13 protein-coding genes and 1 pseudogene are annotated in these 11,450 nt (G+C 32.8%); 4 read left to right on the top strand and 10 right to left on the bottom strand.

The window, feature by feature from the left end:
• Positions 1-93 precede the first annotated feature (93 nt).
• From LQ617_RS15155 to LQ617_RS15110, 10 genes are all read right to left on the bottom strand, one after another.
• A complete protein-coding gene (locus LQ617_RS15155) occupies positions 94-426 on the bottom strand; it encodes a VRR-NUC domain-containing protein (RefSeq protein WP_239740753.1) in 333 nt (110 codons plus the stop codon).
• Between the two features lie 310 nt (positions 427-736).
• The gene (locus LQ617_RS15150) at positions 737-3,067 is read right to left on the bottom strand and encodes a phage/plasmid primase, P4 family (protein ID WP_239740752.1); all 2,331 of its coding nucleotides are present in this window, start codon (positions 3,065-3,067) and stop codon (positions 737-739) included.
• 13 nt (positions 3,068-3,080) lie between these two features.
• Positions 3,081-3,638, bottom strand: a complete 558-nt coding sequence (locus LQ617_RS15145) for a DUF669 domain-containing protein (RefSeq protein ID WP_239740751.1) — start codon at positions 3,636-3,638, stop codon at positions 3,081-3,083.
• 14 nt (positions 3,639-3,652) lie between these two features.
• A complete protein-coding gene (locus LQ617_RS15140; RefSeq protein WP_239740750.1) occupies positions 3,653-5,062 on the bottom strand; it encodes a DEAD/DEAH box helicase in 1,410 nt (469 codons plus the stop codon).
• The gene (locus LQ617_RS15135) at positions 5,059-5,769 is read right to left on the bottom strand and encodes an AAA family ATPase (protein ID WP_239740749.1); all 711 of its coding nucleotides are present in this window, start codon (positions 5,767-5,769) and stop codon (positions 5,059-5,061) included. Before LQ617_RS15135 ends, LQ617_RS15140 begins: the two co-directional genes overlap by 4 nt.
• Positions 5,770-5,771: 2 nt before the next feature.
• Positions 5,772-6,257, bottom strand: a complete 486-nt coding sequence (locus LQ617_RS15130) for a siphovirus Gp157 family protein (RefSeq protein WP_239740748.1) — start codon at positions 6,255-6,257, stop codon at positions 5,772-5,774.
• Entirely contained in the window at positions 6,241-6,540 is a 300-nt protein-coding gene (locus LQ617_RS15125) for a hypothetical protein (RefSeq protein ID WP_239740747.1), read from the bottom strand. Before LQ617_RS15125 ends, LQ617_RS15130 begins: the two co-directional genes overlap by 17 nt.
• Positions 6,541-6,629: 89 nt before the next feature.
• A complete protein-coding gene (locus LQ617_RS15120; protein WP_239740746.1) occupies positions 6,630-6,809 on the bottom strand; it encodes a hypothetical protein in 180 nt (59 codons plus the stop codon).
• Complete coding sequence (locus LQ617_RS15115) at positions 6,784-6,933, bottom strand: hypothetical protein (RefSeq protein ID WP_239740745.1); 150 nt, start codon at positions 6,931-6,933, stop codon at positions 6,784-6,786. Before LQ617_RS15115 ends, LQ617_RS15120 begins: the two co-directional genes overlap by 26 nt.
• 1 nt (position 6,934) lies before the next feature.
• Entirely contained in the window at positions 6,935-7,180 is a 246-nt protein-coding gene (locus LQ617_RS15110) for a helix-turn-helix domain-containing protein (protein ID WP_239740744.1), read from the bottom strand.
• Positions 7,181-7,362: 182 nt separating this feature from the next.
• On the opposite strand from LQ617_RS15110, the gene LQ617_RS15105 reads away from it, so the two are divergent.
• The 4 genes and pseudogenes from LQ617_RS15105 to LQ617_RS15090 all read left to right on the top strand — a co-directional run.
• Entirely contained in the window at positions 7,363-7,977 is a 615-nt protein-coding gene (locus tag LQ617_RS15105; RefSeq protein ID WP_239740743.1) for a LexA family protein, read from the top strand.
• Positions 7,978-7,994: 17 nt separating this feature from the next.
• Entirely contained in the window at positions 7,995-8,909 is a 915-nt protein-coding gene (locus tag LQ617_RS15100) for a DUF5067 domain-containing protein (protein WP_239740742.1), read from the top strand.
• Between the two features lie 21 nt (positions 8,910-8,930).
• A complete protein-coding gene (locus tag LQ617_RS15095; RefSeq protein ID WP_239740741.1) occupies positions 8,931-10,334 on the top strand; it encodes a recombinase family protein in 1,404 nt (467 codons plus the stop codon).
• 1 nt (position 10,335) lies between these two features.
• Positions 10,336-10,824 (top strand): annotated as a pseudogene (locus LQ617_RS15090) (nucleoside hydrolase); the annotation flags it as partial.
• Positions 10,825-11,450: the final 626 nt, after the last annotated feature.

The following is an 11,450-nucleotide window of genomic DNA, read 5'->3' as shown; positions in this document are numbered from 1 at the left end:
CAAGTTTCCCTACTTCGTTAACTGCGCTATCCCAGTCATGAGCGTCGACTTCAACCGTTGCTATCGCTGTATACTTAGCTTTAACTTGTATTTTCATGTGATCATCTCTTTTCCGTTCTCAACTATATCGATAGCGTCCTCTATACTCCGAGCGACACCATATATAATTGGTTGATTGATTGCAAAATCTCTAAAACGTTTTTGTTCTTCTCGTAACTTTCCACTTTTTGTTTTGATTTCAATTGCGATAAACTTACCGTCACTATTTCGAAAACCTAGCGTATCTGGAAAACCTTTAGGTAATAATTTAATCCATGCACCCTGTTCAGTTTTTACACGCCCAGCATTTGCTCTCCACAATCTATGACCTCTTTTGTTTAATTCAAGAATGATATTATTTTGAATAATTGTTTCTGGATTGGTCATTTATTCAATTTCCTCCTTAATCGAAGGGTGTATACCTGTGGTGTATACCTAAATATGACCGAAAAGCCTTTATTATCAGTGTTTCAAGCATTATTTTTCGTCTGGTGTATACCTACCTGCGAAACTGTTCTTCCTTTATATAGATTTTATTAATATTTCTATATATACTTTCTCTGAAGAAGGTATACACCAATAATAAAAAAGGTATATAAAAGCAGTCATATCAAGGGTTTGAAGAATTTTATAGGTATACACCAGGTATACACCAATAGGCTTAGGTATACACCCTTTTTTGTTGCTTTTTACACTTTTATAAAATGCCTTGTATACCTGGAAAATGTTGTATAATTTCTAAATCTTTATAAACGATTCCATGTTTTGTTCGTTTGGCTTCAAATTTTTCTTTCATTTTCTTACCAAATTGATTTTTATTCATTTTGTATTCTCCACTCTCATCAGCCCATTTTTTATAGGCTTCAAATAACTCCTTAGCGTTGGCAGTTGAATTTTCATTTCTTCTACATGTATCTTCGATAAAGTGTTCAAGTACATCCATTTCAGTACGATAGTCTTTACTAGCATTTGCGATTTTCTCTGGTATCGTTAAGCCTTCTTTCATCCATAAATAAGTACCTTCTACCATCCAATTAAGTATTGCAGGACTCTCTCTCAACAATTTATATTTCAAGTCCTTATCAACTTTATGATCTGGAATTTTTACATCGAATGGAATAAGCATTAATCTTCTCCAAATACCGTCGTCAGTACCTCTGATAATTGGTTTGTGGTTTGTACTTATCCATATTTTGAAGTTAGGTGTATATTCAAACTCTGTACCATATAAAAATCGAGCAGTGATTTTATCTCCACCAGTTAATTGCTTAACTAACCCTTCATCGAATCTAAAACCTTCATTAGGTTCAGAAGATGTGACAAATCTGACGTTATTCAATCGTGCAATATCTGAGTTTGCAGCACCTTTGTTTTGTTTAACCATTAAGGAATCAGCTTGGATGTTGCTTGAATAGTCCCCTAATATCTCTGAAATCGTTTCTACAAAGATACTTTTACCATTACGACCTTTACCATGTAGAATGAACATTACTTGCTCTCTGATACTACCTGTGAGCGAATAACCTAATGCTTTTTGAATAAATTTAATGACGTCTTTATCGCCTGCAAAAATATCATCTAAAAAAGAAAGCCAAACAGTTGGTTCCATCTTCTCTGAATACTCTGTGTTGGCTTGTAAACTAAACATTTTCTTTATATCGTGTTTTTTATGCTCTCCACTCGTTAGATTTAAATATCCGTCTAAGATGTTGAGTAGCATATCGTCCTTATCGAACTCGTCTTGTTGAATAGGTCTTCTGTGTTTGAGTTCATCAACAATATTTTTTTTAGCTGTTGTACCTCTCGTCTTTTTTCTGAATTTTGCGAATTCTGATTGTATTTTTTCTTCTTCTTCACCTTTTAAGTCATCGGGTACGACTAACTTTTCGTTTTTTAAATCTTCGACCAATTTATCAATTAATGTTCTGATAGATCCTGCAGTGTCTTCTCTCCACTTAGCACCGTCATATACATAGAAATTCTTTTTCGTATAACTGTACTTGTATAAATCACCGTATCTATCAATAAATCTGTCAGCGTTACCTGTATCGTCCCAACTTCTAGGTGGAAATTCTTTAGGTTTTTCTTTTTTAGTTTCACCTATGAAATTTAGTGCATATTCTAAAGGTTTAACTTCTACCTCTGTTTTAGGTGTATAGACATCAGCAGTTTCATGAATTGCTTTGAATAATGTTTGCTCTCCGTATGTGGAATCTTTACGTTTAGCGTCCCATTTTTCACGGTACATGCCTGATTGTCTGAATATGCTATCCATTTGCGAATAATCTTTTGCACACCAGAAAGCTAATAAGTTAGCAAACCCCATGTCTGCTTCTGATTGTGATGAGTAATACTTATGCCAATCTCCACGCATGAAGTCTTGGAATTTAGTAGATTGTTTTGAATTTAATATTTCGTTAATAATTTCCGATTCATTCAACGTGTGGAAATTAATCGTTTTAGTTTTTGTTGGATAATTTACAACATTTGTTTTTAAATACTTATCATATATTGATTGAAATATTTGATGTGATACTTCTGTTACTTCTGAATATTTACCTAATGAATTACCTGTCATTGTGAAGAAACGACCATTCTCATACATTTCGATATCGCCTTTACGTCTTCTTTCACCAGGAATCTTGCCTTTAACAATGATGTGTATACCTGTACCAGATGGACTTAATTCTGTATAACTTTTAAATGCTTCGTAAAATTCTGAAACAATGTTATCTGTGTGATCATTCTTCTTAAATCTATGAACTGCGTCTTCGATATCATCTAAATCAATGCCTACATAAGGTTCTTTAAAAAAGAACCCTATGCCATCAGCATTGTTATTTACATAACTTCCGTATGCAGTCTCGAATGAACACCATGTACTGGAATCGTTAGATTTAGCACGTTCCCCAGTTTCAGCATTGTATGGTACTTTAGTAGGTTTACGATTTCCACGTTGTTCATACTTCCACACACACCAGTTATTAATTTGTTTTAATTCATCAGGAAATGATTGTTTGTTTACCATTTATAAACATCTCCTAGAATCCGTAGTCAATTTCCTCTGCAGGTTGAATATTTTGTGCTTGTGGTTGTGCTTGCTCTTGCTTTTCTTTGAATTGGTGATTTACTTGTTGATACTCAGAAGCTTTAAAGCCCCATGGTGCTACTTTGTTTTGTTCTTGTTCCTCACCTTTATATACGTTCGTTTCTTTCTTCACATATACTCTTACTGGCTTGTTCGTTAATAGTTGGAATAATTGTTCTAAACTGTTGATTGCAGTACCTTCTGGAATACCTGCAGCTTTTAAGTAGTACATAAAATTGTTTTGTTCATATCTGTATGATCCGTCTTTCATATTACGTTTCCATTCATCGTGGAATACATGTCTGTCAGCATATTGTGCGTTTGTATTTTTTAATCCTTTAACTGCTTTCAAGTCATTTCTTACGATTAAATCGAATTGCATTGATTCCTTACCATTTGGTGTAGCTTTTTCTGATACTTTCGCAATAATCATTTCGTATTCTCCAGTTGGTAGTGGTGAATAGCTACCACCTTCTTGTACGTCTGTATAGTTAGTTGTAAATAATGTCATAATTAATTTCTCCTTTAATAGTTGTATTTTTGTTTAAGTGGTTTAAGTTCTGCATAGAACTGTGGCCAGCTCATATTTTTAAATTGAGGATTAGCAAATTTAATCCATGATTCTTTAAAATTCTTAGCTTTAGCGAATAAATAATAATCTTCTAGCGTTTCTAATTCTGATTGTTCTTTTTGGTTATAATTAACCAATGTGTAATCAATTTTGAAACTTGTAATTTCTTCTAATTCTGCGTCAATCTTTTGTAGTTCATTTTCTTTCTTTTCGATTTCATGACCGCAGAATGGACACGATTTAGTTGTTGGTGTTACTTCGAATACAGAAAAACAAACATCACAATCCTTAATTTTGGGACCCGTTAAATTACTGCTGTTCTTTTTCTTCTTGTATCCACCTTTGAAATACTTCTCCCAATCATGTTCTTGGTCAGGTAAACCGTGCCTAGTGTAATTACCTACGTGGTCGATAATAGTCGCTATTTTATTAGGTTGATATCTCATTGACCTCATTGCTTGCTGCATATATAAAACTAAAGAAGATGTAGGTCTTGCTTGTATAACGCAAGTACAATCTGGTACGTCAAAACCTTCTGAAATGAGATCTACGTTACATAGAACTTGAATTTTGCCTTCTTTAAAATCTTTCATTAATTTATCTCGTTCAACTTTAGGTGTTTTAGCGTCTGCATGAACTGCGTTTATCCCATTTTCATTAAAGGTATCCGCAAACTCTTTACTAGCGTCCACCTTATGCGCATACAAGATAGCTTTTTGACCATTGGCATGTTTGATATAGTTCTCAACAACATCACCGTATATACCTTTCTCAAACGATTCGTCTATCGATTTACTCGTATACTCACCACGTTGTTTTTTTAAGTTACTTTCATTCAATAACTTCACACTTAGATATCTGAATGGTGCTAGTTTTTCATTATCGATTAACCATTTAACTGATTTACCAAAAATTGCGTCATCATATAAATCTGTAAAACCTGAACCATTCATTCTCCACGGAGTAGCTGTAAACCCTAGTAAAATTGATTGTGGAAAGTAATCATAAATTGCTTGGTAAGTACTTGCTCTACTATGATGTGATTCGTCTGTTACGATTATCTTTGGTGTTGGTAAATGATCTAACCTGTTTTTTGCTTTACCTACAGTCATGACGTTTACTTCATTCATGTCTGTACCATGAAACTTTAATGTGTCTGTAATTTGGTCTGCTAACTCTTTTCTGTGTACTAAAAACAATACTTTATTCTTACGTAAACTCGCCTTTTTGATAATATCTGCGATAATGACCGATTTCCCACTACCAGGCGGGCTCTGTATGAGTACACCTTTATTACCTTCTGCGATTTTGTTTCTAGCTTTATCTACAATTTCTGATTGATAGTCATGTAATTGAAAGGTCAATCAGCATCACCACCTACCGTTTTTTCAAACAGTTCTTCAACTTTGCAGCCTTTAGCATTGCTCAATCTGTTTTTTGCATAAATACTATTGTTAGGTTGTAGAATAAAGCCGCGCTTTTCATTTCCTTCGGCATCAGTTGTAATTACTAATTGTCCGACTACATCACATAGTCCTAAAAAGTTATTTAAAATTTTCGGTCTAATGTCTGGCATGCTACGTGTAAATGTTTGACCACTTTCATGTTGATAATTATCTGTCGTTTCCCATGCTGTAAATACGAGTGTTTTGTTTAAGTTTTGTAATGCTCTTAAACTATCTAATATCGTAAAATCAGCACGTTGATAATCAGCTTGTGAAGGTACGCGATTGTTATTACCCATACGACCTAAATTGGTAAGTGTCGCTCTAAATAGTTCTGAAATATTATCAATAACGATCACGTCATAATCTTTATGCGTTTCAGGTTCAGTTAATAACGTTTTAACTTTGTTCATCCAATCTTCCCACGCATTGTATGTGTCAACCTTAGCGATTCCGATATTTTCTTCTCCTTCTAAAACTGACGAAGATTTATCAACATCAATAACTAACTTTTTACCTGGAATAAATTTCAAAGCAGTTGTTTTTCCCATACCAGGATTGGCATATATTAAAAACGTGTGGCTAGGTTCAGTGATTTCGTTTGCACTTATAATATCTAGTGGCATACTTATCTAACCCCCAATGACTTACTGCGTTTTAGTTCTACTCCCTCAAATTCGCCATTATCTTTTACGAATTTAAGTAATTCTCGTTTATCTAATTTTGGTTTTTGTTCAACATAAAACTGTTTAGGTATTTTAGTATCATCATTAATTTGTAATGATGGTGCGTTATTTCTAATGCTGTAGTTGTGTAATTCAGTTTTGAATTTAGTTTTACCTGTAAATTCCATTGCCTCTAATAAAGTATTTTTTAAGCGTTCTATACCGTTATTATTCTTTTTCTTACGTTCTTGTAATCTTTTTACTTCGCGATCAATTGCTTCATTCTCTGACTCTAACGTTTTAACAACTACATAATAGCCATCCGCTTTATCTTCTATGGCATCGTTAATTGAATCTAATGTGTCTTTTAACGCTTTGTCATCCTCACTGTCTTGTATAAGTTCTAACACTTGCTTGTATTGATCAGATAGATTAAATAAAGTAGACATGTTTTCCCTCCTGCATGATTAATGTATTTCTCGGTCTGTCATACCTCTCGGGTTCTAACATAAAGCAATAGTTCATACGACTGATAAATTGCTTTTTGCCTTCTTTATCGAGCATGACTTGACCTCTTTCTGTTCCATTTAGAAAATCGATACTATATTTCAATGTCATATCGCTGAAATAATTTTCGACTTTGAAATCGAATGTAATTCCATGTTCATGAAGATGTTGGAATACTTCGATATCAATTTGATGCAAAATATTTAAAGGATGCGTATTATGCATGCTTGTCACACTCCTTATTTAGTTGTATAATTTTGGTAAGTTAATTTTTAAATTTCATCGACTTCTACTGTCTGCAAACAGTAGGAGCTTTATTTGTCTTCTACTTCTTTCAGATTTTCATCCCACATTGCAAACGCAATTCCTGTAACTGCCCACATTAGTAATGAGTGTTCGATAGGTGTGGTACTAAACGACGCTATAATAAAGAACTCAATCACCACTAACAAAGTTAAAACTGGATATTTAATAAAGTGCCATGTTTGTGTCATTTAATCCCTCCTTTTCCATTACACCGTCCTCAATCAGTGCTTTTTGAATCGCGCCTTTTTCCCACATAAAATCAAACCAATATTGGGCGACATTTCTCGGAATTGTAAATTCCTTTTTCGGCATATTACTCACCACCTTCTAGTTGCGTATTTGCAACTTCGTAGTTAAAAAAATATTCATTTACATTAATACCGTAAGTTTCGTGCAGCTTTTTAAAATCTTTTCCAGTAAAGTCTGTTCCATACCTAGAAGTGCCATTTAAAATGCTATTCACTTTCTCACGACTATACCCTAATAACAATGCGATTTCTTGTTGATTGATATTGTTATCAGACATATACTTTTTGAATTTAGGATATCCCCCAATCATATTTTCGCCTCCTGCATTTATTGTTGCGTTCTAGCAACTAAAGTAACTTTAACATATGTAAGTTGCGTATTCAACACAAAAGATATAAAAATTTAAAATAATTGTTGCGTATACGTAACACTTCCTATATAATGTACTTATAAAGTTTTTTAAAAACTAATTCTAAAAGGTAGGGAAACAACATGACATTTGATGAAAAATTGAAAGATATCAGAAGAAAAAACAAACTAACTATGGACGAATTAGCACAAAAATTAAATGATAAATATGATCTAAATATTAATAAAAGTACAATTTCAAGATGGGAAAAAGGTTCAGAACCTAGTGGTAAAACTTTATATTATATCGCTGACTTCTTCAAAACAACGCCTGCGTACTTATTAGATTTACCAGAAGATGATTTTATCGTTCAAACAACTGTTAATTTACCAATCGTTAATGAAGTTTTCTGTGGTTCTGGTGTTGTAACTTTTCCAAATGTTTTAGGTTATGAACCTACTCCTAAAGAATGGTTAAACGGTGCAGAGTATTTTTATTTAAAAGCAACTGGAGACAGTATGACTGGCGCAAGAATTTATGATGGCGACCTAGTATTAATTAGACAACAACAAGATTTTGAAAATGGAGAAATATGTGCTGTTGATGTCAATGGAGAAACTTTACTTAAAAGAGTTTACAAACAAGGGAATCAAATCATCTTACAATCAGAAAATGCTAACTACCCTCCTCGCATTATTGGAAAAAATGATGAATTTAGAGTAATCGGTAAGTTAAAAAGAACAGTAATTAAATATTAAAATAAAGGGGATATTTTATGAAAAAGATTATAACTGTTTTATTCGCAGCAATATTACTACTATCAGCATGTGGAGAGAAAGATAAGAAAGAAACAATTAAAGATTCGGAAAACAAAACAGAGTCTAAAGAAAATAAAGTGGGTTTTAAAAATGATTTAGTTACATTAAATAAAGGTAGCATAAAAATCTTAGATGTTAAATTGCGTAATGCAAGTGATGAAACAGATGGTAAAGAAACGATTGTATTCACATATGAAGCTACTAATAAAACTGATGAAGATTTTTCTGCACAAGCCTTTTGGATTGCTGCAATGAAAGTTTATCAAGAAAATAAAAACACTGAAAACAAACTTGAAGTTGGTTCTACACCTACAACAGGAAAATATAAAGAATACTTTGAAAATATGACAGATACAATTAAAAAGAATGGTAAAGCTAAAGGTGTAGTTGCATATAATTTAGAAGATGATAACGACGTAACTTTAAAAGCAATTCAGGGCAATACAGACAAAGAGTTAGGTAAGAAGACGTACAAATTATCTGATTTAGAAAGATTTGACCATACGACAACTATAGATACTCAAAACCAAACTCAAAGTAATGAAGCAACTGAACAACCTACAACTCAACAAGAAACCACTACTACAGAAACTCAACAAGAACCTAAATCAATTGCAGATAAACAAGAAGGCATAAGTAAAGAAGAATATGATCGCACTAAAACAACAACTCATGATGAATCACAAATGAGTAATCCAGAATATGAACAGTATCAACAAGCGCAACAATTACAAAAAGATATTGATAACGGAAACGCACCAAAGAATGGTGCCGGTGGTGGTCCTGGCATGACTTCCCCTGCTGGAGAGTCATTTAATGATTATCAAAATAGAGTTCAATCAGAAATGGATGCATTAACACCTAAAGATTAATGTGTGTTACGGAGGGATATCATGAAAGTCGCTATATATTGTAGGGTTAGTACTTTAGAACAATCACGAGAAGGTCATTCAATCGACGAGCAACGAAAAAGATTAAAATCCTTTTGCGAAGTACAAGACTGGCAGATATATGATGAATATATTGACCCTGGTTTTTCTGGCGGTAATACAACGCGACCTGGACTAGATAAGCTTATGAACGATTTAGATAAAATAGATTTGATATTAGTTTATAAGTTAGACAGGCTTACGCGTTCAGTTAAAGATTTAATGAACCTATTAGAAATATTCGAAAAGAATGATGTATCATTTCGTTCAGCTACAGAAGTATTTGATACGACTAATGCATTCGGTAAATTATTCATTACTCTAGTTGGTGCTATGGCTGAATGGGAACGATCCACAATTGCTGAAAGAACTAAAATGGGTAGACAAGCAGCAACGCAAAAAGGTATTTATACAACTGGCCCACCTTTTTACTACGACAAAGTGGACGGTAAACTTGTACCAAATGAAAAAAGAGAAATAGCAGATTATATCGTAAAACGTGCCTTAGAAGGAATAAGTATCAGAGGTATTACCGAAGAATTAACCTTATCTAAGTACAGCCCACCTAAAGGGAAAATATGGGATAGAACGACTGTGAGATATGTATTAACCAGTCCGGTAAGTAGAGGTCACACAAAAATTGGTGACGTGCTAGTCGAAAACACACACGAACCTATCATGGATGAAGAAACATATCAATTGATAATGGAAAAGACTAGATCTAGAACAAGAACAAAAAAGAGAAGTCATACTACTATATTTAGGAATAAGATAGTTTGCCACCAATGTGGAGGAAAATTAATTTTAAACACTTGGAGAAGAAAGAGAAAAGATGGTAGTTACAGATATAACGCGAGTTATTTTTGTGAGAATTGCAGAAGGAATAAAGAAACAACAAGTTTTAGTTTACAAAAAGAATTAGTAGAAAAAGCATTTATCAGTTATTTAAGTAAAGCAGATTTTAGAGAAAATGAACTTGATATAAACAAAAAGACAGAACACATTGAAATTATCGACGGGGATAAAATATTAAAGCAACGAGAAAAATACCAACAAGCCTACTCATTAGAGTTAATAACTTTAGAAGAATTTACGAAACGAATGAATGAAACACAAAAGGCATATAAATTATATGAAGAACAACTTGAAGAGTTGAAGAAAAGAAAAAGTAATGACATTAAAATTGATGAAGTTATAGAACTTAGAGATTATATCATTAAAGGCTGGAAACACCTTTCGGAAACGGATAAAGAAAGCCTGGTGCGTTCTAGTATTAAGAATATTTATTATTCATTTATCGAAGGCTCTGGGTACGGTAAAAACAGGATACCTAATGACTTAATCGTAAATCATATAGACTTTTATTGATAGCGTGAGTAACGGTGGCTGTTTCGGAAATTGGACACCTACAGCGGAGTTTAATATTTGGGTTGATGCAGAAGCAGCGAAAAAAGTATTTGAAAGTGGCATCCCAGTTGTAGTATTCGGATTAGACGTGACGCATCAATTATTAGCAGACGATGCTGTTATTGAAAGATTTCATCAAATCAATAATCCAATCTCTCATTTCGTAGTTGAGCTCTTAAAGTTCTTTAAATCTACATATAAATCACAATTCGATATGGACGGTGGTCCAATCCATGATGCTTGTACAATTTTATATTTACTACATCCTGAAATATTCACGTTACAAAAAACATTTATCCAAATTGAGCATCAAAGTGACCTCACATATGGCACAATGTCAGTTGATTTGCATAATACTTATAAACAAGAACCTAACGCCTATTTCGCTACAGAAGTAAATGTAGACTTAGCATGGGACATCATGGAAAAAGCATTAAAAAGTTATGAATAAAAAATAAAAGGCTAGGATATCAATACTAACTCAAAATAAATAACAACTCATTCGACTGATTTATTCAGTAAAAGTGAGTTGTTATTTTTATAATCTACGATTTTGTTCGTGCATGCTTGCCTAGGGTATGGTTCGAGCCTGTAGTCTCTCACGCATACTATTTCCTCAGGCGTCCGCACTTCACAAAATCGTTATAAAATACCTTCTCTTTTATAGCATTATATGAATACAATCTATTTATACAAGTACACCTTCCTTTTTTTGTAAATTAATGATATTAATAGATTATAATTAGAATTTAACAATAAAGGAGCGTGTTACCAATTAACTTTTTAAAAACAAGAATATCATTTTGGATCAGTGTATTGTTGGGCTTCTTATTATTAATAGTTGCGTTTGCTAATTTAAATAGTAAATTTTTCACATCATTAATTTTACTATCGTTATCTCTATTTTTCTTAGCTGATATTAGGGAAAAAGAAAAATTCAATTTACTTATATCTATTCTTTTATTAGTATTTTCATTAATTTTATTTCTCATTACATATTTTTAAATAAAAAAAGGATGATAAACCTTATAACATTGTTTATCATCCTTACTTCTATATTCTTCTTTTTATTCAACC

The sequence above is a fragment of the Mammaliicoccus sp. P-M59 genome, assembly GCF_022386135.1.
Classification (GTDB): domain Bacteria; phylum Bacillota; class Bacilli; order Staphylococcales; family Staphylococcaceae; genus Mammaliicoccus; species Mammaliicoccus sciuri_A.
Note: the sequence above shows the minus strand (reverse complement) of the source record. Positions and strands in the feature narration are given on the sequence as shown.